We start from the raw sequence: 24,143 nt of genomic DNA, 5'->3' as shown, positions 1-24,143 counted from the left end.
GCATGCAGCGCGGCGGCTGGGGCGGCAGGACCGCGCGGGGGACGGACCCCTCGCGCGCACGGGCGCGGCCCAGCCGCGCGCAGCAGTTCCTCCGGGAGGCCGGTGAGCTGCTGGGCACCGACCCGGGCGCGGTCGCGGACGAGACCGGCCTGCTCGGCACGCTCGTGGACGCCGAGGCCGCCGCGCTGGGCCTGCTGCGGATCGTCGAGGCCGCGGGGAAGGAGGGCGAGGCGGGCGCTCGCGCTCTCACGGCCCTCCGGGAGGGCACCCGGCCGGCCGGCCAGCGGCAGGAGGCCGCCGGCGCCCTCCTGCCGCGGCTCCTCCAGATCACCGGGGCCTCGGAGGCCCTCACGGACCACCTGGTGCGCCATCCGGACTCCGTGGCCCTGCTCGGGGGCCACGGGCCCCTGCTGCTCCACGGCGCCTCCTCCAGCGCGGAGTCCCTGCGGGCCGCCCTCGTCGAGGCCGTCGAGGGCCTCACTGGCGAGACCGCCGTGGCCGCCCTGCGGCGGGCCTACCGGGATCGCGTCCTCGCCCTCGTCGCCGACGACCTCGACGCGCCCGAGCCGACGGCGGTCGTGGACGAGGTGAGCCGGGTGCTCTCCCGTCTCGCCGCAGCGGCGATCGAGGCGGGGCTCGTGATCGCCGCTGCGGAGCTGGATCCGCAGGCCCGGGTGCGCATGGCCGTCGTCGCGATGGGCAAGTGCGGGGCCGGCGAGCTCAACTACGTCTCCGACGTCGACGTCGTCTACGTCCACGCGGGCCCGGACGGCGCGGATGGTCCGGCACCGCCCACGGAGGAGGCGACCCGGCTGGCGGAGTCGATGGTGGCCCGTCTCACGGAGATCGTGGGCGGACCGGATGCGGAGCCCGCGCTGTGGGAGCTCGACGCCGCGCTGCGTCCGGAGGGCCGCGCGGGCCGGCTGCTGCGGACCGTGGACGAGTTCGAGGCGTACTACGCCCAGGTCGCGGAGTCCTGGGAGTTCCAGGCGCTCCTCAAGGCGCGCCCGGTCGCCGGCGACGCGGAGCTGGGCCGGGCGTGGGCGGAGCGGATGCGCCGCTTCGTCTGGGAGGCGAACCGGCGTGAGGGCTTCGTGGAGGGCGTGCGCGCGATGCGGCGCCGCGTCGTGGACCTGCTGCCCTCGCAGGAGGCCTCCCGCCAGCTCAAACTGGGCGTGGGCGGCCTGCGCGACGTGGAGTTCTCCGCCCAGCTGCTGCAGCTGGTCCACGGCGAGCTCGACGAGGCGATCCGCGTCCGCGGCACCCTGGACGCTCTCGCGGCGCTGGGCGAGCGCGGCTACATCGCCCGGGAGGACGCCGCGGGCCTGGACGAGTGCTACCGCTTCCTCCGCGTCGTCGAGCATCGCCTCCAGATCCCGCGGCTGCTCCGGGCCGCGCTGCTGCCGGACGCCGAGGACAAGCGCCGGCTGCTCGCACGTGCGGTCTACCGGTCCGGCGAGCGGACGCCGGCGCGGCTCGACGCCCAGCTCGCGGACGTGCGGCGCAAGGTGCGCAGGTACCACGAGCTCATCTTCTACCGCCCGATCCTGGATGCGGCGAGCAGGGACTCCGTGCTCACCTCGCTCAGCGAGGCGGATGCGCGTGCGCGGCTGGCGGCCTTCGGCTACTGCGACCCCCGGACCGCGCTCACGCACATCCACGCGCTCTCCGCCGGGGTGAGCCGGGCCGCGGTCATCCACCGCCAGGTGCTGCCGGCCATGCTGGACTGGCTGGCGGCGGGCGTGGATCCGGATGCGGGACTGCTCGCCTTCCGCCGGCTGGGGGAGAGCCTGCGGGACTCCAGCTGGTACCTGCGGCTGCTGCGGGACTCCGGTGCGGCCGTCCACAGCCTGGCCGATGTCCTCTCGCTGTCCTCGTACACCACGGGCCTGCTGCAGAACAGGCCGGACGCCGTCGCCTGGCTCGACGACACGGACCGTCTGCAGCCGCGGGCGCCGGAGGCTCTCCGTGCGGAGTCGCACCGCCTGGTCTCGCGCCACGGCGCGCGCGCCGGCGCGTCCCTGCGCGGCCTCTACGGCCGGGAGCTGCTGCGCACGGCGCTGGCGGACGTGCTGCGGCAGCAGGATCTGCCCACCAGCTCCGCGGCGCTGTCCGCGGCGGCCGATGTCTACCTCGACGCGGTGCTCGCGTGCGTCCGCGCGGAGCTGGACTCCGCGGAGATCCCGGGCTACGAGTTCGCCATCATCGCGATGGGTCGGCTGGGCGGGGCGGAGATCGGCTACTTCTCCGATGCGGACGTGATGTTCTGCTGGCGTCCGCACGATCCCGCCGATGCCCGCAGCACGGCCCTCGGCGCGCACGTGAAGAAGGTGGCGCTGGCCGTGGCGCGCGAGGCCTCGCGCACGGACCGGATCCCCGGGATCGAGGTCGACTCGGACCTGCGGCCGGAAGGCCGTTCCGGACCGCTCGTGAGGACGCTAGACTCCTACGCCGCCTACTACGCGAAGTGGTCCGAGCCCTGGGAGGCGCAGGCGCTGCTGCGCGCGCGGGTCATCGCAGGGGAGCGGTCGCTGGGGGAGGACTTCACCGCCCTCATCGACCCCCTGCGCTATCCCGCCCGGGTGCCGGAGAGCTCCGTGCGCCAGATGCGCAGGCTCAAGGCGCGGATGGAGTCGGAGCGGCTGCCGCGGGGTGCTGATCGCAAGACGCATCTGAAGCTGGGCCACGGCGGCCTCAGCGACGTGGAGTGGGCCGTGCAGCTCATGCAGCTGCGGCACGCGCACTCCGTGGCCGGGCTGCGGACCACGTCCACGCTGCCGGCGCTGGCGGCCGCGGAGGAGGCCGGGCTCGTCGAGGCCGAGGACGCGCAGACGCTGCGGGAGGCGTGGAGCCTCGCCTCCGGCCTGCGGTCGGCCGCGATGCTCTACCGGGGCCGGACGGCGGCGAGCCTGCCCGTGGACCGGGCCGAGCTCGAGGCCTGTGCCCGGCTGCTGGGCTACGCACCCGGATCCGCACAGCAGCTGGCGGAGGACTACCGCAGCACGGCCCGGCGGGCCCGCAAGGTCGTGGAGCGGCTCTTCTTCGCCTACGAGGACTCGAAGGTCGAGGACCCCTGGGCGGACCGCCGGTACTGAGGTGGCCAGCCCGGAGGCTCCGGCGGCCTCAGCGGAGATCGAGGTCCAGGAGTGCGTTCTCCACGACCTCGGGCAGTGCGGGGTGGATCCAGTACTGGCCCTTCGCGACCTCGTCCGCGGGCTGGTCGAAGGCGATGGCCTGGATGAGGGGCTGGATGATCATCGAGGCCTCGGGCCCCATGAGGTGCGCGCCCAGCAGCAGGCGCGAGGAGCGGTCCGCGACGACCTTCACGAAGCCCGTGGTGTCCTCCATCGCCCAGCCGTAGGCCACGCCGCCGTAGTCGCGGGTCCCCACCACCACGTCGTGCCCGGCGGCACGCGCCTCCTCCTCCGTCATGCCCACATGGGCGACCTGGGGCGAGGAGAACACCGCCGCCGGCACGCCCTTGTGGTTCACCGGCGTGAGGGCGGAGGCGGGTGCGCCGCCGGGCGCGCCGGCGTCGAGGTCCGCGACGAGGTTGGCCTTGACCACGCGCGCCTCGTGGTTGGCGACGTGCTTGAGCTGGTGCGGGGAGGAGATGTCGCCCAGGGCGAAGACACCGGGGACCGGCGCGCCGTCCGCGAGCACCCGCAGGTACTCGTCGACCGCGATCCGCCCGTCGGCGCGGGTGTCGATGCCCGCAGCCTGCGGGCTGAGCCCCGCCGAGGCGGGAGCGCGCCCGGTGGCGAAGAGCACCCGCTCCACGACGAGGGGTGCGGGCACCTCGGCTCCGGGAACCCTGCCGGTGGCGCGGAATGCCACCTCCACACGGCCGTCGTCGAGGACGCGGACGGAGGCCGCCTCCACACCTGGCCGGACGTCGTGGCGGGCGGAGAACTCCGCGGTGAAGCGGTCGCGGATCGCGGCATCGGCGCCCGGCAGCATCCGATCGCCGCGGATCGCGACGACGGTGCGGGTGCCCAGACCGGAGAAGATGTGGCCGAACTCCGCGGAGATGAAGCCGGAGCCGAGGATGAGGACCGATTCCGGCTGGGAGTCCAGGCGCATGATCGTGCGGGAGGTGTGGAAGGGCGAGTCCGGTGCATCGACTCGTGCGGGGTCGAGGCCGGGGATCTCGGGCACGACGGGGGCGGAGCCCGCGGCGATGACGATGCGGTCGGCGGTGATCTCCCGGCCGGAGGCGGTCACGAGCGAGTGCGGCCCGGTGAACCGGACGTGCTCGGGGAAGACGGTGACGTTCTCCTGCCGTTCGGTGCGGTAGGCGCGGCCGTCGGCCTCGATCGCGTCGATCCGGGCGAAGATGCGGTCCCGCAGGGCCGGCCAGTCCGCGGAGCCGTAGGAGGTGGAGAGGTTCACCGCGGAGGAGTCCGCGGCCTCCTCCGCGCGCGTGGCGGGGTAGACGTACATCTTCGTGGGGATGCAGCCGGCGTTGAGGCAGGTGCCGCCGAACCGGTCCTCCTCCGCGATCGCCACCCGGAGACCGTCGAAGCGGTGGTTGATGATGCTGTTGCCTGAGCCGGTGCCGATCACGAGCACGTCGAAATGCGTCATGCGCGCCAGTCTAGTGACATCCGTGCCCAGTGCGGACGGGCGTGGTGCGGCGCATGCGCGGCCGTGCGACGACCACGCGCACCACGGATGAGCTCATGGGTCTGCTGCGCGATGGATGAGTCGACGCTGGTCGATTCGAATGTGCTGCTGGACGAGCTCCTCCCCGCGAGTCATTTCGCGCGGGAGGAGCTGCCCTGGCCCGCGGGGTTCCTCGCCGGCAAGGCCTTCCTCGCCTACCGTCGTCGGGGCGGGGCGAAGGCTGCGCCCCTGCCCGACTTCTACACCGGCGCCCATACCGCCGTCGCGGGTCATCGCCTGCTCACCCGGGATCGCGGCAGGTATGCGACCGCGTTCCCCACTCTCGAGGTGGTCGCGCCGTAAGCACGGTGCGTGTCTGCCGGGGAGCGGCGGCGAACGGCACGACGGCGGCCGGTCTGCGGAAACGTCGGATGACGTCTCCGCAGACCGGCCGCCGTTCTCGGTGTCTCTCGGAAGAGGGCGGGAACCCTCGGCTCAGAGCGAGTAGTAGAGCTCGAACTCCGTGGGGGTCGGCCGCAGGCGCGCGACCTCGATCTCCTCCGTGCGCTTGTACTCGATCCACTTCTCGATGAGATCGGGGGTGAAGACGTCACCGGCGGTGAGGAAGTCGTGGTCGTTCTCCAGCGCGTCGAGGGCCTCCTCGAGCGAACCGGGGACGAGCGCGATGTCCTCGAGCTCCTCCGGGGGCAGCTCGTAGAGGTCCTTGTCGACCGGCTCCGGCGGCTCGATCCGGTTCCTGATCCCGTCCAGCCCGGCCATGAGCTGCGCGGAGAAGGCGAGGTAGGGGTTGGAGGACGGGTCCGGCACGCGGAACTCCAGGCGCTTGGCCTTGGGGGAGGAGCCGGTGACGGGGATGCGGATCGCCGCGGAGCGGTTGCGTGCGGAGTACACGAGGTTGACCGGCGCCTCGTAGCCGGGCACCAGGCGGCGGTAGGAGTTGATGGTGGGGTTCGTGAAGGCCAGCACCGCACCCGCATGCTCGATGAGGCCGCCGATGTACCAGCGGGCCAGGTCGGAGAGGCCGCCGTAGCCGTTCTCGTCGTAGAAGAGCGGCTCGCCGTCCTTCCACAGCGACTGGTGGCAGTGCATGCCGGAGCCGTTGTCGCCGTACATGGGCTTGGGCATGAAGGTCGCGGACTTGCCGGCTGCCAGGGCCTCGTTCTTCACGACGTACTTGAAGTCCAGCAGCTGGTCCGCGGCATGCTTGAGCGAGTTGAACTTGTAGTTGATCTCCTGCTGTCCGGCAGTGCCCACCTCGTGGTGCGCGCGCTCCACCTCGAAGCCGATCTGCTTGAGGGTGAGCGAGATCCTGTCGCGGATGTCCGCGAAGTGGTCCTGCGGGGAGACCGGGAAGTAGCCGCCCTTGACGGGCGTCTTGTAGCCGAGGTTGCCGCCGGGCTCGTCCGCGCCCGTGTTCCAGGCGGCCTCGACGGAGTCGAGCTTGTAGAAGCTGTGACCCGGCGTGGTGTCGTACTGGATGCTGTCGAAGAGGTAGAACTCCGCCTCCGCGCCGAAGAACACGGTGTCGGCGATGCCGGTGCTCTTGAGGTAGGCCTCCGCCTTCTCCGCCACCTGCCGCGGATCGCGGGAGTACGGCTCGTCCGTGAACGGATCCACGATGGAGTGGTTGACGACCAGCGTCTTCGCATCGCGGTACGGATCGATGTAGGCGGTGGTGACGTCTGCGAGGAGCTTCATGTCGGACTCGTGGATGCCCTGGAAGCCGCGGATCGAGGAGCCGTCGAAGAGGAGTCCCTCCGTGATCTCCTCCTCCCCGTACGCCTCCGCCGGAAGGTTGAAGTGCTGCACCACCCCGGGGAGATCGCAGAACCGGATGTCGACGAAGTCGACGTCGTTCTTCTTGACGTACTCGATGAGCTCCTGTGCCGTTGAGAACACGCGCACTCTCCTGATCTCGTGGGTGGGTCGTGACCCGAGTCTATAGTGACGTGGATTTCACGTCTGTGACCCGGATGTTTCCTGCGTGTTACGCGGAGCGCATCGACTAGCCTGGGGGCATGGCAGATCGTGGTGAGCGTGCGGCACGGCGCGCGGAGTGGCTGACCGGTCCGAGACTCCCCGACGGCCAGTGGCCGGGCCGGCGCCTGGGGCTGCCGGAGAGCGGCACCGGGTCCGCGGCGACGCTGCTGCGGCGGGCCGGCGGGATCATCGTCGACTGGTCGCTCGTGGTGCTGGTGGTGCGCCTGGCCATGGAGGCGGACGTCCTCGCACAGAACATCGCGATCCAGTCCGGCTTCGCGCTCCTCTACTTCCTGTGCGTCTGGCTGCTCGGCCGCACCCCCGGCCACCTCCTGCTCGGCATCGGGGTGGTCGACGTCCGCACGCACGGCACGCTCGCCTCCACCGGACCAGTCGGTGCGCTCAGGGCGATCGTCCGGACGCTGCTGGTGTGCCTCGTCATCCCCGTGGTCATCGCGGACCCGGACGGGCGCGGCCTCCACGACAAGGCCTCGGGCGCGGTGGTCGTGCGGACGCGCTGAGGCCGGCGTGCGCAGAGACGGAGAGAGGCCCTGTCCCGGGAGCGGGACAGGGCCTCTCTGCGGTGCGCAGGTCTCAGCGTCCGCGCAGCGCGCGCCGGTCCGGACGGGCGTTGTTCGGATCGACGCCCTTGGGCACGGGCGGGCGCGAGGCCATCGTGCCGATGCTCGTGAGCCGGTTGCGGACCGCGAGGATCTCCGCCTTGTTGAGCTTCTTCGGCAGCTTGTAGAGCTCCTTGGTGATCTGCTCCATCGAGAGCTGGCCCTCGGCCTCGCCGCCCTCGAAGGTGTGGATCGGCACGCCCTTGACGATCTGGGAGTGGCGCTTGGCCTCCTTGGCGAGGAGCTTCTTCACCTTGGTCCGGTTGCGGCCCTCGCCCACGAGCACCACACCCGCCCGGCCGGTGGTGCGGAACACCATCTCCTGCGTGCGCATGTCGAAGGCGATGGGCTGTTCGTCCATGAGCCATCCGCGGCGGGCGGTGTTGAGGACCGCGCCGATCGCCCCGGGCTGGCCGCGCATCTGATCGAACGCGGCGGCCTCCGCGAACCGGCCGAGCATGAACATCGCGAGGACGGCGCCCAGCATGAGGCCGGTCACGCCCCAGAGGATGACGCTGAGGACCGAGCCGGAGATGAGGAAGCCCGCGAGCACGCCGAGGGCCGTGAGGCCCACGAGCGCGGCGGCGACCAGCCACATGGAGGCGGGGTTGTGCTTGCGCGCCAGCCTGGCCACCTGGCGTATCTGCGCGATCCGACCGGGGTTGTTCGGATCGGCCTTCTTCTTCCTGCGGCCGAAGAGGCCCTTCTTCTCAGGTTCGCTGCTCGTGGACATGCTCTCGCTTCGACGCGGGTGTGCGGGGGACTGTGCTCCCACCGTTTCTGGCGATGGGTCGACTCAGTATTGTACCTCCTGGCCCTCGCCGAACGTGTCCACCACCGCCTGAGCCTCCTGGCGGGCGGGGACGTCCTTGTCGAGGTGCCGCAGGTGCGCCGGGATCTCGATCCCCCGGTGGCGCATGGCCTGCGCCCAGAGCTTGCCGGCCCGGTAGGACGAGCGGACGAGCGGACCGGACATCACGCCGAGGAACCCGATCCGCTCCGCCTCGTCGCGCAGCTCCACGAAGGTCTGCGGGCGCACCCACCTCTCGATGGGATGGTGCCGTTCCGAGGGCCGCATGTACTGGGTGATCGTGAGGATGTCGGTGCCCGCCTCGTGCAGGTCGCGCATCGCCTCGACCACCTCCTCGTCCGTCTCGCCCATGCCCAGGATGAGGTTGGACTTGGTGACGAGGCCCGCGTCGCGGGCCTTCGTGAGGACGGAGAGCGAGCGCTCGTAGCGGAAGCCGGGCCGGATCCGCTTGAAGATGCGCGGCACCGTCTCCACGTTGTGGGCCAGGACCTCCGGCCGTGAGGAGAACACCTCCGCGAGCTGCTCGTCGTCGGAGTCGAAGTCCGGAATGAGCAGCTCCACGCCGGTGCCGCTGCCGTCGGAGTAGGTGAGCTCGTGGATCTTCCGCACCGTCTCCGCGTACAGCCATGCCCCGCCGTCGGGCAGGTCGTCGCGGGCCACGCCCGTGATGGTCGAGTAGCGCAGGCCCATCTGGCGCACGGAGTCCGCGACCCTGCGGGGCTCATCGGCGTCGAAGTCCGCGGGCTTGCCGGTGTCGATCTGGCAGAAGTCGCAGCGCCGGGTGCACTGCTCGCCGCCGATGAGGAAGGTGGCCTCGCGGTCCTCCCAGCACTCGAAGATGTTGGGGCAGCCGGCCTCCTCGCACACCGTGTGCAGGCCGGCGCCGCGGACGAGCGACTTGAGCTCCGTGAATTCCGGGCCGATCTTCGCCTTCGCCTTGATCCAGGCGGGCTTCTCCTCGATCGGGGTCTGGGAGTTGCGGGCCTCGATGCGGAGGAGCCGTCGGCCTTCGGGTGCCAGTGTCATGGGGCGGTGTCCCTTCACTCGGGGGCTGCGTGCGCGCGGGCGGATCAGGCGGTGATGTGCTGCTGGAGCAGGGCGGTCATGCGCTCTGCGACGTCTGCTGGGGTGACCGTGCGGTCGAGCTCACGGCTGAGCGAGGTCACGCCGGCATCGGCGATGCCGCAGGGGATGATCCCGTCGAAGCCGGTGAACGCGTTGGAGCAGTTGAGCGCGAGCCCGTGCATCGTCACGCCCTCGTGGATGCGGATGCCGATCGCGCCGATCTTGCGCTCCGGCCTGCCGCCCGAGGCGGGGAGCCAGACTCCGGCGCGCCCGTCGACGGTCTGCGCGTCGAGGCCGTACTCGCCGACGAGCTCGATGATCGCGTCCTCGATCTGGCTGACGAACAGCCGCACCTCCTTGGGATCCCGGAGGCGGTAGATGAGGTAGCAGACGAGCTGACCGCGACCGTGCCAGGTGATCTTCCCGCCGCGGTCCACGTCGATGACGGGGGTGCCGTCCGTCGGCCGCTCGAAGTCCTCGGTGCGCTTGCCGGCCGTGTACACGTCCTCGTGCTCGAGGACGAGGAGGGTGGAGTCGCGGGTGCCGGCGACCACCTCGTCGTGCAGCGCCGTCTGCAGCTCCCATGCCTCCCTGTAGTCGACCAGCTGAGGGTCCAGTCCCAGTTCTCTCACAGCGAATGCCATGCGTCCACTGTACGCGGCGGTGCAGGCACCCGCCCCTGCGGGGAGCCTTGTGTGAGCCGTGTCTCTGTGCAATCATTCTCGAAATGCATCAAAAATCAGCAAACACGCTCAAACGACGCTTATGCGTGACACGGAGCGTCATACGAGGAGAGGGGTGGGCTGTGATTGAGGAGCACTGGGTGGTGGAGGCCGAGGCCGGAAGCGGCCTGCTGCGGGTGCGTCGGGGTGCGGAGATCGCCTGGCTGAGCGTGCCCGGAGAGGACGGGCCCGTGGGGGAGGCGGTGCTGGAGGCGGAGGCCGAGGCGTGGGGCTGCCAGCTCGCCGCGGTCGACGACGCCGGCGGCGCGCGGACGGGGCTGCTCGTGCCCCGGTGGTCCGGTGGGCTGCTCGCCGACGTCCTGCGGCGCAGGGGAGGGCTGCCCGAGGGCCAGGCGCTGGGCGTGCTCGAGGAGGCCCTGGAGGCGGTGCTGGCCTCCCCGCGGCCGCCGGGAGGCCACTCGCGGGTGAGCCTCTACGCCTTCGCGGTGCGGAACGACGGGCGCATCGCGGTGGTGCCCGGACGGCTGCGGCCGGAGGCGCGGACGACGGACTCCGCGGCCTGCGGGGAGATCCTCCATGCCGCGCTCACCGGGAGGGAGTGGGCTGATGCCGGAGGGCCGCTCTCCGTCACCGCGCCCGCGGCCGATCCCCGCGTCCGCGAACTGACCGCCGCACTCCTGGAGTCCTCGGCCTCCTCCCCGGGGCTGCGGGGTGTGCTCCGGCGGGTGCGGGAGCTCGGCCCGGACCGCGCACGGGGGTTCCTGCCGGCGGAGGCCGGGGTCGAGGTGGACGACGCGCCCACCGGGGTCCTCGCCGCGGAGGTCGTCAGCCGTCTCCGGGAGGTGCCCGCGGAGAGCTCCGCAGAACGCAGGGACCGTCATCCGGCAACGCGCGCGGCCCGCTCCTGCAGGAGCGGGCGAGTGGGCAGGCTCGTCCGGCGGCAGTGGCGCAGTGCGGCGGGTGCGGCGTGCGCCGTGCTGCTCGGCACGGGGGCGTGGCTCGTGGTCGCCGGGTCCTCGGACACTGGGCGCAGCGCGGAGACCGCGGCGCCGGCGCCGGCACACAGTGCGACGCCGCCGGAGACGCCTCGGGAGAACCCGCTCGAGGCGTTCGCCGCACTCACGCAGAGGCGCAGCGCGGCAGTGGCGGCCGGGGACGCGGAGGCACTCGCGAGGCTCACCGTCCCGGGCTCTCCCGCCGCCGCTGCGGATGCCGCCGTGGAGCTCACGCCCTGCCCGGACTGCGGAGAGGTGAAGCTGGAGGGACTGGAGAGCGTCGGCGATCCCGCGAGCGGCGAGCCGGATCCGGACACCGCACACGTCCGGGCGTGGATGCGGACCGGGGACGGGCGGTGGGCGGACGTGGAGGTGGAGCTCCGGAGGCACGAGGGCCGGTGGAAGGTGCATGCGGTGCGCGGCTGACGCGAGCGCATGCGGAAGCGGGCGGGGAGGCCGGTGGTCCCGGCTTCCCCGCCCGCTTTCGGCTCAGACCCTCAGAGCTCCAGATCGGCCTCGAAGTTGGCCTCCTCGAGGCGCTGACGGATGGTCGTGAGGAAGCGACCCGCGTCTGCACCGTCGACCAGCTCGTGGTTGTAGGTGAGCGGCAGCTCGACGATGTCGCGGATGACGATCGCCTCGTCGCCGTCGGCGGTCCGCCGGACCACGGCACGGCGCACGATCGACCCCACACCCAGGATGCCGGACTCCGGGTAGTTGATGATCGGCGTGTCCATGATCGCGCCGAAGCTGCCCAGGTTGGTCACCGAGAAGGTGCCGCCGGAGAGCTCGTCCGGCTTCACCCTGTTGTTGCGCGTGCGGTCGGCCAGATCGACGATCGCCTTGGCGATCCCGGCCAGCGACAGGTCGCCGGCGTTCTTGATCACCGGCACGATGAGGCCGCGCGGGGTGTCGACCGCGATGCCCACGTGCTCGTGGTCGAAGTGGACGATCTCCTTGCCGTCTGCGGAGATCTGCGCGTTCACCTGCGGGTGGAGCTGCAGGGCCTCGACGACCGCCTTGATGAAGAACGGCAGGTAGGTGAGCTTGACGCCGTGCTTGGCCTGGAAGGCGTCCTTCGTGGCCCTGCGCAGCTTCGCGATCTCCGTGACGTCCACCTCGTGGACCTGCGTGAGCTGCGAGGTCGACTGCAGGGACTCGCGCATGCGCTTGGCGATGGTCTGCCGGATGCGCGAGGTCTTCTGCGTGGTGCCGCGCAGCTTCTTCGCCTCCTCGGACAGCTCCACGACGTGCGGAGCCTTCGCGGCGGCGGAGCCGGCGGAGGCGGACGCAGCCGCAGCGGTGGCCGCAGGCGCAGCGGCAGCCGCATCGAGCACGTCCTGCTTGCGGATGCGGCCGCCCACGCCGGTGCCGGTGACCGTCGCGAGGTCCACGCCCTTCTGCTTGGCGAGCTTGCGCACCAGCGGCGTCACGTAGGCGGGGTTGGAGCCGGAGACGCTCGAGGCGATCGCCTCGCCCGAGGCCGCGGGGGCCTCAGGGGCGGGCGCCGGGGCCTCGGCCGCGGGCTCGGGAGCCTTCTCCGCAGGCGCCTCCTCCGCAGGGGCGGGGGCCGGGGCCTCCTCCTGCGGAGCCGGAGCGGCGGCGGGGGCCTCCTGTGCCGGAGCCTCCTGTGCCGGGGCGGCGCCGGAGCCGATGAGCGCGAGCGGAGCGCCCACCTCGACCTCGTCGTCCTCTTCGGCGAAGAGCTTCACCACGGTGCCGGCGACGGGGGAGGGGACCTCGGTGTCGACCTTGTCGGTGGAGACCTCGAGGAGCGGCTCGTCGACCTCGACGGACTCGCCGACGGACTTGAGCCACCGGGTGACGGTGCCCTCCGTGACGGACTCGCCGAGCGCCGGCATGGTCACCTCGGTGCCCTCACCGGACTCCGCGGCGCCGGAGGGAGCCTCGGCGGCGGGAGCGGCCTCCTGCGCGGCGGCCGGCTCCTCGGCGGACGGGGCCTCCTCAGCGGCGGGCGCCTCTTCCGCAGCGGGTGCGGCCTCGGCGGCGGGCGCCGCATCGCCGGAGCCGGAACCGTCGCCGATCACTGCCAGCGGCGCGCCCACCTCGACCTCGTCGTCCTCCTCCGCCAGGTGCTGTTCGACCACACCGGCGTAGGGGGAGGGGATCTCCGTGTCGACCTTGTCGGTGGAGACCTCGAGGAGCGGCTCGTCGACCTCGACGGACTCGCCGACCTCCTTGAGCCAGCGCGTCACGGTGCCTTCTGTGACGGATTCGCCCAGAGCGGGCATATTGACTGTGTTGGACATCGTGAACGACTCCTTGGGACTCAGTTGTGCGCGTGGAGCGGCTTGCCGGTGAGGGCGAGGAAGGTCTCGCCGATCGCCTCATTCTGCGTGGGGTGGGCGTGGATGAGCTGGGCGACCTCTTCGGGCAGGGCCTCCCAGTTCACGATGAGCTGGGCCTCGCCGGCCTGCTCGCTCATGCGTGCGCCGATCCCGTGCAGGCCGAGCACCGGGCCGTCCTTCTCGCGGACGGCCTTGATGATGCCGCCGGTCTTGAGGATGACGGACTTGCCGTTGCCCGCGAGGTTGTAGTCGACGGTCTCGACCGCGTCCTCGCCGTACTTCTCCCTGGCCTGCTTCTCCGTGAGCCCCACGGAGAAGATCTCCGGCTCGCAGTAGGTGACGCGGGGGACGCCGGACTCCACGAGGGGTGCGGGGTTGAGGCCCGCGATCTCCTCGGCCACGAAGATGCCGTGCGCGAACGAGCGGTGGGCGAGCTGCAGACCGGGCGTGATGTCGCCGATCGCGTAGATGTTGCCCACGCCGGTGTGCTGGCGCTCGTTGACGATGACGAAGCCGCGGTCCAGGGTGAGGCCCTGCTCCTCGTAGCCGAAGCCCTGGGTGACCGGGCCGCGGCCCACCGCCACCAGCAGGTACTCGGCGTCGAGGGTGCTGCCGTCCTCGAGCTGGACGTGCACGCCGGCGTCGTCCTGCGTGACGCCCTTGAACATGGTGCCGAGCTTGAACTTGATCTTGCGCTTCTTGAACGCGCGCTCGAGGTTCTTCGAGATGGCCTCGTCCTCGTTGGCGACGAGGTGGGGCAGGCCCTCGACGATCGTCACGTCCGCGCCGAAGGAGGCCCAGACGCTGGCGAACTCGACGCCGATCACACCGCCGCCGAGCACCACGGCGGACTTGGGCGTGTCCTTGAGATTCAACGCCTCCGTGGAGGTGAGCACCCGGCCCGTGACGTCGAGGCCGATCGTCTTGGGCTCGGAGCCGGTGGCGAGGACGATGTTCCGGCCCGTGACGGTGACTCCGCCCTCGTCGTTGGACACCTGCACGGTGTCCTGCGAGACGAGCTTCCCCTCACCGGAGATGTAGTCGACGCCGCGGACCTTGATGAGCCCCTGCAGGCCCTTGTAGTTCTTCGAGATGACATCGTCCTTGTAGGCCAGGACCTGTTCGATGTCGATGCCCTGGAACTCCGCGCGGATGCCGAACTGGCCGGCCTCACGGGTGGTGTCCGCGACCTCGGCCGCGTGGAGCAGCGCCTTGGTGGGGACGCAGCCGCGGTGGAGGCACGTCCCGCCCACCTTGTCGCGCTCGATCAGCGCGACGGTGAGGCCGAGCGTCGATGCCCGGAAGGCGGCGGCGTAGCCGGCCGTGCCGCCTCCGAGGATGACGAGATCATACGAGTTGGACGAATCGGTCACGGATCACTCCTCAATTCCCGATGACTGTTGTGGCCCCTTGCAGAGCGCTCACAACCATCATTCCACTAAACGAATCCGATTTCGCCCGGTGGCGGGCGAAAGTCCGGTGATGACTGTCACGGGCCGACCGGGTGTGCGGTGCGGCTCAGGACTCCGCGAGGAGTGCTGCGGCCTCGACGAGTGTGCGGACGGGCACGCCGGTGCCGCCCTTGCCCGTGTAGCCGTGCGCGGCCTCCGAGTTGTACGACGGGCCTGCGATGTCGATGTGGGCCCATTCCACCCCGTCCTCGACGAACTCCTGGAGGAAGGCGCCGGCGGCGAGCATGCCGCCCGCGCGCCCGCCGGAGTTCTTCAGGTCCGCGGTGAGCGAGTCGAAGGAGCGGATGAGCTCCTCCGGGATGGGCATGGGCCAGATCGCCTCACCGGAGGCCTCGGAGGCCAGGACGACCGTGTTGCGGGCCGATTCCGTGCCCATGACGCCGGAGGTGCGGTTGCCCAGTGCGACGATCTGCGCACCGGTGAGGGTGGCGATGTCCACCACGAGGTCCGGCTTCTCCTCCTGCGCCGCGACGAGGGCGTCCGCGAGCACCAGCCTGCCCTCCGCATCCGTGTTGGTGACCTCGACGGTCTTCCCGCCGTAGATCGTGATGACGTCGGAGGGGCGCTGCGCGGTGCCCGAGGGCATGTTCTCCGCGAGTGCCAGCCAGGCGGTGACCCTGAGGGGCAGGCCCAGCTCCGCGATGGCGAAGAGCGTCTGCGCGGCCGCGGCGGCGCCGGCCATGTCGGACTTCATCTCCTCCATGCCCGCCGGCGGCTTGAGGGAGAGGCCGCCGGAGTCGAAGGTGATGCCCTTGCCCACGAGCGCGAGGTGCCTGACCGGCTTGCGGGGCGTGTAGCTGAGCTTCACGAGGCGGGGGCCGCGCGGCGAGCCCTGTCCCACACCCGTGAGGCCGCCGTAGCCCTTGTCCCTCAGCTGCGTCTCGTCGAGGACCTCGACGCGCACCTTGGCCTTCCGGAGCTCGCCGGCCCGTGCGGCCACTGCGGCGGCGAACGACTCCGGGTAGAGGTCCCGGGGCGGCTGATTCACGAGGTCCCGGGTGCCGGCGGTCGCCCGGGCCAGTACCTCCGCGCGGGAGACCGCGGCCGAGGATGCGGCGACCACCGTGAGGCGAGCGGCCGGTTCCCCGCCCGCGGCCTCGGAGCGGTAGGCGGTGTACCGGTAGGCGCCCAGCAGGGCCCCGGTGGCCCAGGCCTCGGCGACCGCAGGGGACTCCGCGGGAGCGACGGCGGCGACGCTGTCCACGCCCTTGAGGGAGAGGAGCGCGGCGCCCGCGGCGCGGCGGACCGGTTCGCGGACGCCGGCGGCACCGTCCGCGAGCTCCTCGGCCTCGAGCGCACCGAGGCCGGTGAGGACGATCGAACCGGCCTTCACACCGGCGGGGGAGGGCACGCGCTGGACGGAGCCCGCGCCGCCGGAGTGGCCCACGGCTGCGGCGATCGCCTCGAGCTCCCTGACGGTCTTAGCGGCCAGCCCGGGGGCGGAGAGGACTGCGCGACGGTCCTCGCCCTCGCCGAGTGTGCGGGTGGCGAGGACGAGCACGTCCGCGGCGAGGCCTCCGGGGCGGGCGGAGGACTGCTCGAATGCGGGCAGGGAGGCGGCGGTGCGCGCCATGGCTGGTGTCCTTTCGTCGGCGACGGTCCGTGTGCGGTTCCGGCATCGATCCTAGTCCGGATGCGCTGACCCGCCGGAGCCCGTGCCGCCCGTTAGACTCCTGAGCGTGGAAACGCCTCTCTACTCCCTCCTGTTCCGCGCCCTCCTCGTCCGCATGGACGCGGAGCAGGCGCACCACCTGAGCTTCTCCGCTCTCAAGACGCTCGACCGCGTTCCTCTCGCCCGCGAAGCGCTCTCGCTGCTGTGCGGCCGCGGCACCGCGGACCCCGTGGAGGTGCTGGGTCTGCCGTTCCGGAACCGCGTGGGCCTGGCCGCGGGCTTCGACAAGGACGGGACGGGCGTGCGCGCACTCTCCCGTCTGGGGTTCGGGCACATCGAGATCGGCACGGTGACGGGCCACGGGCAGCCCGGCAACGACCGGCCCCGCCTCTTCCGGCTGCTCGGCCATCACGGCATCCTCAACCGGATGGGCTTCAACAACCGCGGCGCGCGGGAGGCCTCCTTCGCAGTGGCGGACCAGCGCCGTCTCATCGCGGAGCTGCCGGAGCACCTGCGGCCGGTGCTCGGCGTGAACATCGGCAAGACGAAGGTGGTCGCCGCGGAGGACGCGGCCGAGGACTACGCCCGCTCGACCCGTGAGCTCGCCGCGCTGGCCGACTACCTCGTCATCAACGTTTCCTCGCCCAATACGCCGGGACTGCGGGACCTCCAGTCGACGGCCTCGCTCACCCCCATCATCCGCGCGGTCAGGGACACCGCCGCCGAGGTCGTGGAACATCCCCGCTCCGCGCTCGGCCACGTGCCGCTGCTGGTGAAGATCGCCCCGGACCTCGCGGACGAGGACATCTGCGCCGTCGCGGACCTCGCCGTCGCCGAGGGGGTGGACGGCCTCGTCCTCACGAACACCACGATCGACCGCGAGGTGCTGACCGGGGCGGACCGGGAGTTCGCCCTGCGCGAGGCCGGCGGGATCTCCGGCCGGCCGCTCGCGGAGCGCTCCGTCGACGTGCTCCGTCTGGTGCGCAGGCACCTCGACGCCGCGCACCCGGATTCGGGTCTCGCCCTGGTCTCCGTCGGCGGGGTGGAGGACCATCGGGACGTCGCGGCCCGGCTGGGCGCGGGGGCGGACCTCGTGCAGGGCTACAGCGGCATGATCTACGGCGGTCCGTTCTGGGCGGGGAACGCAGTCCGCGGCTCCCGCCGGCGTCGCCGCTGACGGGAGATGCGGAAGGCGGGGAGGGACTCTGGTCGAGTCCCTCCCCGCCTGCGCGTCGCGGCCCGCTTCCCGTGCCCGCCTCAGCTGGGGAACTGCCGCCGCCTGACCGCCGGCTTGGGCACGCGCAGGCGGCGGATCTGGATCGCGCGCATGATGGCGTAGAAGTTGGTGCCCTTCTGGATGCTGTCGGCACCGAACTTCGCACGGATCCGGCCGCGCAGCAGGGTGCACAGCAGCACGCTGTCGAGGACGATGAGGGCGATGAGCCCGTAGACCACGAAGTTGGCGATCATCGCGAAGTCCGGCATGAACATGCCGGCCAGCAGCACGACGAGGGCGATGGGGATGAAGAGCTCACCGATCGAGAAGCGGGCGTCGACGTAGTCCCGCACGTACCGGCGCTGCTCGCCGGCGTCCCGGGGCCCCAGGTAGCGTTCGTCGCCGTTCATCACGCCGATCCGCGCCTCGTCGCGGCGACGGCGCATCTCCTCGCGGGCCTTCCGGTCCGCCGCCTTGCGGTCACCGCCCACGAGGGGACGCTGGTTGCGCGCCTGCTGCTCGCTGCGCTTGGGCGTGGGCCTGTTCTTCTTCGCCTCCGCGGGGTTCGCGGGCAGGGCAGTGTCCTCCGTCCCGGTCACGGCCTCGGAGTCGGTGCTCCTGGGGTCCTGGGAATCGGCTGCGCTGTCACTGATCCTGTTCCGTCCAAACACGCATTGAATAGTATCGGACTATGACCCGAGCACCTATTGCCCGCTCCGAGCGGGCCGCGTCCCTCCACTCCGCCCTCGATTCGATCTTCGCCGAGGTGCAGGCCGACCTCGCGCACCTCGTCTCCCTCCCCTCCATCGCCTGGCCGGCCTTCGACCAGGCGCACGTGGCGGCCTCGGCGGACGCCGTGGCCGCGCTCGCGCGGAAGGCGGGCTTCGCCGAGGTCGAGATCCTCACCGCTGCCAAGCCGGACGGCGCCGAGGGCTCGCCGGCGGTCGTGGCGCGCACGCCGGCGCCGGAGGGGGCTCCCACCGTCGTCCTCTACGCCCACCATGACGTGCAGCCCGTCGGTGACGAGGGGCTGTGGCGCACGCCGCCCTTCGAGGCGACCGAGGTGGGCGACCGCATCTACGGACGCGGCGCCGCCGACGACAAGGCGGGGATCCTCGTCCACCTCACGGCGATGCGCCTGCTGGACGACGACCTGGGCGTGGGCGTCGTCCTCTTCGTCGAGGGGGAGGAGGAGGCGGGCTCGCCCAGCTTCCACGACTTCCTGCTGCGGCACCGGGAGAAGCTCGCCGGTGACGTCTTCGTCGTCGCGGACAGCGGCAACTGGGCCGCGGGCACGCCGGCGCTCACCACGAGCCTGCGCGGCATGGCCGCGCTCGAATTCACCGTGAGCACGCTGGACCACGCCGTGCATTCGGGAATGTACGGGGGAGTGGTGCCGGACGCGGGCATGGCCATGACCCGGCTCCTGGCGTCCCTCCACGCGGACGACGGCTCCGTCGCCGTCGAGGGGCTGGTCGGGGCGGAGACCGCGGAGGTGGACTACGCGGAGTCGACGCTCCGCGCGGACTCCGGGGTCCTCGACGGCGTGGAGCTGATCGGCCGCGGCACCCTCGCCTCCCGGGTGTGGGCGCAGCCCTCGATCACCGTCATCGGCCTCGATCTGCCGCAGGTGGACGTCTCCTCCAACACCCTGCAGCACTTTGTGCGCGCCAAGCTCAGCATCCGGGTGGCGCCGGGCGACACCCCGGAGAACGCGCTGGCCGCCGTGAAGCGGCACCTGCGCGCGCACGCGCCCTTCGGCGCACGGGTGGAGATGGGTGCGGAGGAGTCCGGGAGCCCCTGGCGGGCGAACACCGCCGATCCCGTGGTGGCCGAGGCCATGGGCGCGCTCAGCGACGGCTTCGGGACGGAGGCCGTGCAGGTGGGCCTCGGCGGCTCCATCCCCTTCATCGCGGACCTGCTGGAGGTGTTCCCGCAGGCCTCGGTGCTCGTCACGGGCGTGGAGGACCCGGATGCGCGCGCCCACAGCGCCAACGAGTCCCTCTACGTGCCGGATTTCCGGGCCGCGATCGTCGCGGAGGCCCTGCTGCTGGAGCGGCTGGGGGAGCGCGCCGCGGTGTAGCCTGGAATGCATCGGCGGGGCCGTGCGTTACGGTCTGAGGATCGACCCATACGTCAGGAGAGTCAATGACTGCCACGCAAGAGACCACAGCCGCCCACGGAGTCGAGCTCTCCGAGGCCGCGGCGGAGAAGGTGCGCAGCCTGCTGCAGCAGGAGGGACGCGATGACCTGCGCCTGCGCGTCGCCGTGCAGCCGGGAGGCTGCTCCGGCCTCATCTACCAGCTGTACTTCGACGAGCGCACCCTCGACGGAGACGCGATCCGCGACTTCGGCGGGGTCGAGGTCGTCGTGGACAAGATGAGCGTCCCCTACCTGGGCGGCTCGACGATCGACTTCTCCGACACCATCGAGAAGCAGGGCTTCACGATCGACAACCCGAATGCCGCGGGCTCCTGCGCCTGCGGCGATTCGTTCCACTGATCCGGCGGAGCCGTCCCGAGGGGCTGCGGACGTGTGTCACGTCCGCAGCCCCTTCGTGCGTCCGGGAACGGTGAGGAAGGGGTGAATCCCGTGTTCGACGAGGACCTGCGGGCGGTCGGCGGGCGTCTGCCGGAGCCCGAGGCGGTGATGGCGGCCTATCGGGTCGGACTGTTCCCGATGGGGCTGGGTGAGGGCGGCGGGCCTCCCGTCGGCTGGTGGGCGCCTGTCGCACGCGGTGTGCTCCTGCCCGGCGATCTGCGGGTGAGCCGCAGCCTCCGCAGGTCCATGCGCGGGTTCGACTGCGCCGTGGACACCCGCTTCGCGGAGGTCGTCGACGGCTGTGCGGACCCGCACCGGGACGGGGCCTGGATCACGCCTGCGATGAGACGTCTGTACCTGGATCTCCACGCGGCCGGACACGCCCATTCCGTCGAGGTGATGCAGGACGGAGAGCTCGTCGGCGGGCTCTTCGGCATCTCCTTCGGCCGCGTGTTCGTGGGGGAGTCGATGTTCCACCGGCGTACCGATGCCTCCAAGGCCGCCCTGGTCGCTCTCGTGCGGCTCCTGGACGCCGGAGGACCCACCTGGCTCCTCGACGTCCAGTGGATCACGCCGCATCTGGCGAGTCTCGGCGTGTCGGAGCTGAGCGGTTTCGACTACGCCGTTCGGCTCCAGCATGCGGGGGGTCTGGATCCCGGTGAAGTTTTTTCCCGAGCGGCCCGCACCGACGTGAATTTCTACGCCATGTAGCGGTACGCTGTCAGGGACAACGTTAGAGTTCGGTGACCCGGGCCTGGGCGTTGCCTGACACTTGCGCCAGCCGTCCCGTGACGGCGGGCGAGGCGGGCGGCCCGAGGTCTCGGATCCTCCACCGACAGAGGTTCTGAAAGGCTGCACGTGGATTCTCCGAATCAGCCCGCGCCGAGGACGGGCGCGTCCCGGGCCAAGCGGCTCGGTGCTATCGGCGCAGCGGCGGCAACCACACTGCTCGCCGGGTGTACGAAAGAACAGTGGGAGGTGGGGTTCCTTCCCGTCGAGTCGAAGGGTGCGACCTCCCACACCGAGCACTACATCGCGCTGTGGAACGGCGGATGGATCGCCGCGCTCATTGTCGGTGTGATCACATGGGCGCTCATGCTCTGGTGCATCGTCGCCTACCGGCGCCGGAAGAACGACCGCGGCCTGCCGGTGCAGATGCGCTACAACATGCCGGTCGAGATCTTCTACACGATCGTCCCGATCGTCCTCGTCGTGGGCTTCTTCTTCCACAACGTCGATGCGATGGACAAGACCATCTACGACGAGACGGAGCCGGAGGAGGTCATCGAGGTCTACGGCAAGCAGTGGGCCTGGGACTTCAACTACGTGACCCAGGACGCGCACTACGCCGGCGTCCAGGCGAACCTGGACGGAACCGAGCAGCCCGGCGAGGACGCTCCGACGCTCTACCTGCCGGCTGACACGGACGTGCAGCTCAAGCTGGAGTCGCGTGACGTGATCCACTCGTTCTGGGTCCCCGCCTTCCTCGAGAAGCGCGACATGATCCCCGGACGCAGCTCCACCATCAACCTCCGTCCCCTGGCCGAGGGCGACTACGTGGGCAAGTGCGCCGAGCTCTGCGGTGAGTTCCACTCCGAGATGATCTTCAACGTCAGCGTCGTGCCCTACGACGAGTACGTCGCCTACACCGACGGCCTCAAGGAGCAGGGCAACGAGGGCGTGCTCGGCGACGAGTACAACCGCACCGACTGGTACAAGAATCCCTACGAGCAGGAAGGGGATGAGCACTGATGACCGCGACCGCACCGCGGACCGCTGCAGAGGCCGGACTCCCGGCCGATCCGGTTCCCACCAGCAAGGGACGCATCTTCGTCAGCTGGATCACCTCCACTGACCACAAGACGATCGGGTACATGTACCTCATCGCATCGTTCATCTTCTTCTGCCTCGGCGGCGTGATGGCCCTGCTCATCCGCCTCGAGCTCTGGGAGCCGGGGATGCAGATCCTCGAGACGAAGGAGCAGTACAACCAGCTGTTCACGATGCACGGCACCGTGATGCTCCTGATGTTCGCCACCCCGCTCTTCGCGGGCTTCGCCAACGTCATCATGCCGCTGCAGATCGGCGCCCCCGATGTGGCGTTCCCCCGGCTGAACTCCTTCGCGTTCTGGCTCTTCCTCTTCGGCAGCCTCATCGCGCTGTCCGGCTTCCTCACTCCGCAAGGTGCGGCCTCGTTCGGCTGGACGGCATATGCCCCGCTGTCGAACACGACCTACACACCCGGCGTCGGCGGGAACCTCTGGGTGATGGGCCTGGCCCTGCAGGGCTTCGGCACCATCCTGGGTTCGGTGAACTTCATCACCACCATCATCACGATGCGCGCGCCCGGCATGACGATGTTCCGCATGCCGATCTTCTGCTGGAACACCCTCATCACCGGTGTGCTCGTGCTCATGGCCTTCCCGCCGCTGGCCGGCGCGCTGTTCGGTCTCGCGGCAGACCGAATCCTCGGTGCGCACCTCTTCAGCCCGGAGAACGGCGGCCCCGTGCTCTGGCAGCACCTGTTCTGGTTCTTCGGCCACCCCGAGGTCTACGTCATCGCGCTGCCGTTCTTCGGCATCGTCTCGGAGATCTTCCCGGTGTTCAGCCGCAAGCCGATCTTCGGCTACGTCGGCCTCGTCTACGCGACCATCGCCATCGCGGCGCTGTCCGTGACGGTCTGGGCCCACCACATGTACGTCACGGGTGCTGTGCTGCTACCGTTCTTCGCGTTCATGACGATGCTGATCGCCGTGCCCACGGGTGTGAAGATCTACAACTGGATCGGCACGATGTGGCGGGGCTCGCTCACCTTCGAGACGCCCATGCTGTGGTCGCTCGGATTCCTCGTGAGCTTCGTGTTCGGCGGGCTCACGGGCGTCATCCTCGCCTCCCCGGCACTCGACCAGTCGGTCTCCGACTCCTACTTCGTGGTGGCGCACTTCCACTACGTGGTGTTCGGCACCGTGGTGTTCGCGATGTTCGCCGGCTTCTACTTCTGGTGGCCCAAGTGGACCGGGAAGATGCTGGACGAGACGCTGGGCAAGATCCACTTCTGGGTTCTGTTCATCGGCTTCCACGGCACCTTCCTCATCCAGCACTGGCTGGGCGCGGTCGGCATGCCCCGTCGCTACGCGGACTACCTGCCGCAGGACGGCTGGACCTGGATGAACCAGGTTTCCACCGTCGGCTCGCTGATCCTCGGCCTCTCGCTCATCCCGTTCTTCTGGAACGTCTGGGTGACGGCGCGCAAGGCTCCGAAGGTCACGGTGAACGATCCCTGGGGCTACGGCGGCTCGCTCGAGTGGGCGACCTCCTGCCCGCCCCCGAGGCACAACTTCACCTCCCTGCCCCGTATCCGCTCCGAGCGCCCGGCATTCGAGGCCAACCACCCCGAGCTGCTGGAGTTCCAGGCGCACGGCCACTCTGAAGCAAAGGCGGTCGCACAGTGAAGACATCTGCATGGATCTTCATGCTCAGCGTGGGCTTCTTCTTCCCGATCGCGTTCGTCTACGGTTACCTGACCGATTTCGACGAGCTCGTCGGTTTCCCGGCGATCCTCCTCGTCGGGGGGATGACGCTGATGATCGGCGTGTTCCTGTGGCTGCGGGAGAAGAAGAGCCCGCCGCTGGCGTCGGACGACCTCGACGCGGAGATCGAGGACGAGCACTACGAGTACGGCTTCTACTCCCCGTGGAGCTGGTGGCCGATCCTCCTCTGCGCCGGCGCGGCGCTGACCTTCGTGGGCGTCGCCGTGGGCTGGTGGATCATGCCGTTCGGCGGTGTGCTCGCGGTGGTCGGCCTCGTCGGCCTCGTGTACGAGTACGACCGTGGAGCGCACGCTCACTGATACGTCTCGTATGACTCGGTAGGAGCGGGCCTGTTGGACTCTGTGGAGTTCGGCGGGCCCGCTCTGCTGTGTCCGGGTGGTTTCTGCTGTGCGCGGGCGGTCTCTGCTGTGCGCGGTGTCTGTGATCGTCGTCAGCAGTCTGTGTTCTCTCAGTCGAGGGTCTTTCACCTGTGGTGTCGGTGCTCTCCGGGCGTGGGTGGGAGTTGTGTCCGTGCCTCACGATAGATTCGAACCAGATGAATCTTTGAGGCTGGACACGCACAGTTGAGGAGGTGACGATGATGTCACCCCGGCTATTGCCCGCACTCCCGGCACACCCCGGCCGCCCCGCACTCCCGCCGCTGCTCGCCGGCACCGGGACAG

20 protein-coding genes are annotated in these 24,143 nt (G+C 70.6%); 11 read left to right on the top strand and 9 right to left on the bottom strand.

Annotated elements, in window-relative coordinates:
- The first annotated feature begins 2 nt into the window (after positions 1–2).
- The gene (locus ABD240_RS15625) at positions 3–3,095 is read left to right on the top strand and encodes a bifunctional [glutamine synthetase] adenylyltransferase/[glutamine synthetase]-adenylyl-L-tyrosine phosphorylase (protein ID WP_344338746.1); all 3,093 of its coding nucleotides are present in this window, start codon (positions 3–5) and stop codon (positions 3,093–3,095) included.
- A 28-nt stretch (positions 3,096–3,123) separates the two neighbouring features.
- Here the strand turns inward: ABD240_RS15625 and ABD240_RS15620 are convergent, their stop codons facing one another.
- Complete coding sequence (locus tag ABD240_RS15620) at positions 3,124–4,587, bottom strand: mycothione reductase (protein ID WP_344338367.1); 1,464 nt, start codon at positions 4,585–4,587, stop codon at positions 3,124–3,126.
- Between the two features lie 111 nt (positions 4,588–4,698).
- Here ABD240_RS15620 and ABD240_RS15615 point away from each other — a divergent pair, with 111 nt between their 5' ends.
- The gene (locus ABD240_RS15615; protein ID WP_344338365.1) at positions 4,699–4,968 is read left to right on the top strand and encodes a type II toxin-antitoxin system VapC family toxin; all 270 of its coding nucleotides are present in this window, start codon (positions 4,699–4,701) and stop codon (positions 4,966–4,968) included.
- 132 nt (positions 4,969–5,100) lie between these two features.
- On the opposite strand, the gene glnA is transcribed toward ABD240_RS15615, so the two are convergent.
- The gene (gene glnA, locus ABD240_RS15610) at positions 5,101–6,525 is read right to left on the bottom strand and encodes a type I glutamate--ammonia ligase (RefSeq protein ID WP_291793653.1); all 1,425 of its coding nucleotides are present in this window, start codon (positions 6,523–6,525) and stop codon (positions 5,101–5,103) included.
- A 119-nt stretch (positions 6,526–6,644) separates the two neighbouring features.
- On the opposite strand from glnA, the gene ABD240_RS15605 reads away from it, so the two are divergent.
- A complete protein-coding gene (locus ABD240_RS15605; protein ID WP_291793650.1) occupies positions 6,645–7,127 on the top strand; it encodes an RDD family protein in 483 nt (160 codons plus the stop codon).
- A 73-nt stretch (positions 7,128–7,200) separates the two neighbouring features.
- Here the strand turns inward: ABD240_RS15605 and ABD240_RS15600 are convergent, their stop codons facing one another.
- The 3 genes from ABD240_RS15600 to lipB form a co-directional block, all read right to left on the bottom strand.
- Entirely contained in the window at positions 7,201–7,959 is a 759-nt protein-coding gene (locus ABD240_RS15600) for a DUF4191 domain-containing protein (protein ID WP_291793647.1), read from the bottom strand.
- 63 nt (positions 7,960–8,022) lie between these two features.
- Positions 8,023–9,063: a lipoyl synthase gene (lipA, locus tag ABD240_RS15595; RefSeq protein ID WP_344338362.1), complete on the bottom strand. Its 1,041-nt coding sequence runs from the start codon at positions 9,061–9,063 to the stop codon at positions 8,023–8,025.
- A gap of 44 nt (positions 9,064–9,107) precedes the next feature.
- Positions 9,108–9,746 (bottom strand): lipoyl(octanoyl) transferase LipB, encoded by a 639-nt coding sequence (lipB, locus tag ABD240_RS15590; protein WP_344338360.1) that lies wholly within the window; start codon positions 9,744–9,746, stop codon positions 9,108–9,110.
- Positions 9,747–9,907: 161 nt separating this feature from the next.
- Between lipB and ABD240_RS15585 the strand changes: the two genes are divergently transcribed.
- Positions 9,908–11,206 (top strand): hypothetical protein, encoded by a 1,299-nt coding sequence (locus ABD240_RS15585; protein WP_344338358.1) that lies wholly within the window; start codon positions 9,908–9,910, stop codon positions 11,204–11,206.
- A gap of 71 nt (positions 11,207–11,277) precedes the next feature.
- Here ABD240_RS15585 and sucB read toward each other — a convergent pair whose 3' ends face one another.
- The 3 genes from sucB to ABD240_RS15570 form a co-directional block, all read right to left on the bottom strand.
- Complete coding sequence (gene sucB, locus ABD240_RS15580) at positions 11,278–13,050, bottom strand: 2-oxoglutarate dehydrogenase, E2 component, dihydrolipoamide succinyltransferase (RefSeq protein WP_344338356.1); 1,773 nt, start codon at positions 13,048–13,050, stop codon at positions 11,278–11,280.
- A 20-nt stretch (positions 13,051–13,070) separates the two neighbouring features.
- Entirely contained in the window at positions 13,071–14,462 is a 1,392-nt protein-coding gene (gene lpdA, locus ABD240_RS15575) for a dihydrolipoyl dehydrogenase (RefSeq protein WP_344338354.1), read from the bottom strand.
- A 145-nt stretch (positions 14,463–14,607) separates the two neighbouring features.
- The gene (locus ABD240_RS15570) at positions 14,608–16,134 is read right to left on the bottom strand and encodes a leucyl aminopeptidase (RefSeq protein WP_344338352.1); all 1,527 of its coding nucleotides are present in this window, start codon (positions 16,132–16,134) and stop codon (positions 14,608–14,610) included.
- 106 nt (positions 16,135–16,240) lie between these two features.
- Between ABD240_RS15570 and ABD240_RS15565 the strand changes: the two genes are divergently transcribed.
- Positions 16,241–17,350, top strand: coding sequence for a quinone-dependent dihydroorotate dehydrogenase (locus ABD240_RS15565; protein WP_344338351.1), 1,110 nt, complete (start codon positions 16,241–16,243; stop codon positions 17,348–17,350).
- Between the two features lie 80 nt (positions 17,351–17,430).
- On the opposite strand, the gene ABD240_RS15560 is transcribed toward ABD240_RS15565, so the two are convergent.
- Positions 17,431–18,060, bottom strand: a complete 630-nt coding sequence (locus tag ABD240_RS15560) for a DUF3043 domain-containing protein (RefSeq protein ID WP_344338349.1) — start codon at positions 18,058–18,060, stop codon at positions 17,431–17,433.
- A gap of 20 nt (positions 18,061–18,080) precedes the next feature.
- On the opposite strand from ABD240_RS15560, the gene ABD240_RS15555 reads away from it, so the two are divergent.
- The 6 genes from ABD240_RS15555 (at position 18,081) to ABD240_RS15530 (ending at position 23,780) form a co-directional block, all read left to right on the top strand.
- Complete coding sequence (locus ABD240_RS15555; RefSeq protein WP_344338347.1) at positions 18,081–19,472, top strand: dipeptidase; 1,392 nt, start codon at positions 18,081–18,083, stop codon at positions 19,470–19,472.
- 65 nt (positions 19,473–19,537) lie between these two features.
- On the top strand, positions 19,538–19,891 hold the full coding sequence (locus ABD240_RS15550) for a HesB/IscA family protein (RefSeq protein ID WP_291794708.1): 354 nt from the start codon (positions 19,538–19,540) through the stop codon (positions 19,889–19,891).
- 81 nt (positions 19,892–19,972) lie between these two features.
- On the top strand, positions 19,973–20,641 hold the full coding sequence (aat, locus tag ABD240_RS15545; protein ID WP_291794707.1) for a leucyl/phenylalanyl-tRNA--protein transferase: 669 nt from the start codon (positions 19,973–19,975) through the stop codon (positions 20,639–20,641).
- Positions 20,642–20,788: 147 nt separating this feature from the next.
- The gene (gene ctaC, locus ABD240_RS15540; RefSeq protein ID WP_291794706.1) at positions 20,789–21,682 is read left to right on the top strand and encodes an aa3-type cytochrome oxidase subunit II; all 894 of its coding nucleotides are present in this window, start codon (positions 20,789–20,791) and stop codon (positions 21,680–21,682) included.
- Positions 21,682–23,382: an aa3-type cytochrome oxidase subunit I gene (gene ctaD / locus ABD240_RS15535; protein WP_344338342.1), complete on the top strand. Its 1,701-nt coding sequence runs from the start codon at positions 21,682–21,684 to the stop codon at positions 23,380–23,382. The genes ctaC and ctaD overlap by 1 nt, the downstream gene beginning before the upstream one ends.
- On the top strand, positions 23,379–23,780 hold the full coding sequence (locus ABD240_RS15530) for a cytochrome c oxidase subunit 4 (protein ID WP_291794704.1): 402 nt from the start codon (positions 23,379–23,381) through the stop codon (positions 23,778–23,780). Before ctaD ends, ABD240_RS15530 begins: the two co-directional genes overlap by 4 nt.
- Positions 23,781–24,143: the final 363 nt, after the last annotated feature.

This window comes from Brevibacterium salitolerans, from assembly GCF_039531405.1.
Taxonomy (GTDB): domain Bacteria; phylum Actinomycetota; class Actinomycetes; order Actinomycetales; family Brevibacteriaceae; genus Brevibacterium; species Brevibacterium salitolerans.
Note: the sequence above shows the minus strand (reverse complement) of the source record. Positions and strands in the feature narration are given on the sequence as shown.

What these genes read in the sequence shown, in the direction of transcription:
- ABD240_RS15615 (WP_344338365.1), top strand. Translation starts at nt 4,699, where the DNA reads ATGGATGAGTCGACGCTGGTCGATTCGAATGTGCTGCTGGACGAGCTC.
- lipB (WP_344338360.1), bottom strand. Translation starts at nt 9,746, where the DNA reads ATGGCATTCGCTGTGAGAGAACTGGGACTGGACCCTCAGCTGGTCGAC.
- ABD240_RS15570 (WP_344338352.1), bottom strand. Translation starts at nt 16,134, where the DNA reads ATGGCGCGCACCGCCGCCTCCCTGCCCGCATTCGAGCAGTCCTCCGCC.
- ABD240_RS15600 (WP_291793647.1), bottom strand. Translation starts at nt 7,959, where the DNA reads ATGTCCACGAGCAGCGAACCTGAGAAGAAGGGCCTCTTCGGCCGCAGG.
- sucB (WP_344338356.1), bottom strand. Translation starts at nt 13,050, where the DNA reads ATGTCCAACACAGTCAATATGCCCGCTCTGGGCGAATCCGTCACAGAA.
- ABD240_RS15620 (WP_344338367.1), bottom strand. Translation starts at nt 4,587, where the DNA reads ATGACGCATTTCGACGTGCTCGTGATCGGCACCGGCTCAGGCAACAGC.
- ABD240_RS15555 (WP_344338347.1), top strand. Translation starts at nt 18,081, where the DNA reads ATGACCCGAGCACCTATTGCCCGCTCCGAGCGGGCCGCGTCCCTCCAC.
- ABD240_RS15625 (WP_344338746.1), top strand. Translation starts at nt 3, where the DNA reads ATGCAGCGCGGCGGCTGGGGCGGCAGGACCGCGCGGGGGACGGACCCC.
- ABD240_RS15605 (WP_291793650.1), top strand. Translation starts at nt 6,645, where the DNA reads ATGGCAGATCGTGGTGAGCGTGCGGCACGGCGCGCGGAGTGGCTGACC.
- ABD240_RS15550 (WP_291794708.1), top strand. Translation starts at nt 19,538, where the DNA reads ATGACTGCCACGCAAGAGACCACAGCCGCCCACGGAGTCGAGCTCTCC.
- lipA (WP_344338362.1), bottom strand. Translation starts at nt 9,063, where the DNA reads ATGACACTGGCACCCGAAGGCCGACGGCTCCTCCGCATCGAGGCCCGC.
- ctaD (WP_344338342.1), top strand. Translation starts at nt 21,682, where the DNA reads ATGACCGCGACCGCACCGCGGACCGCTGCAGAGGCCGGACTCCCGGCC.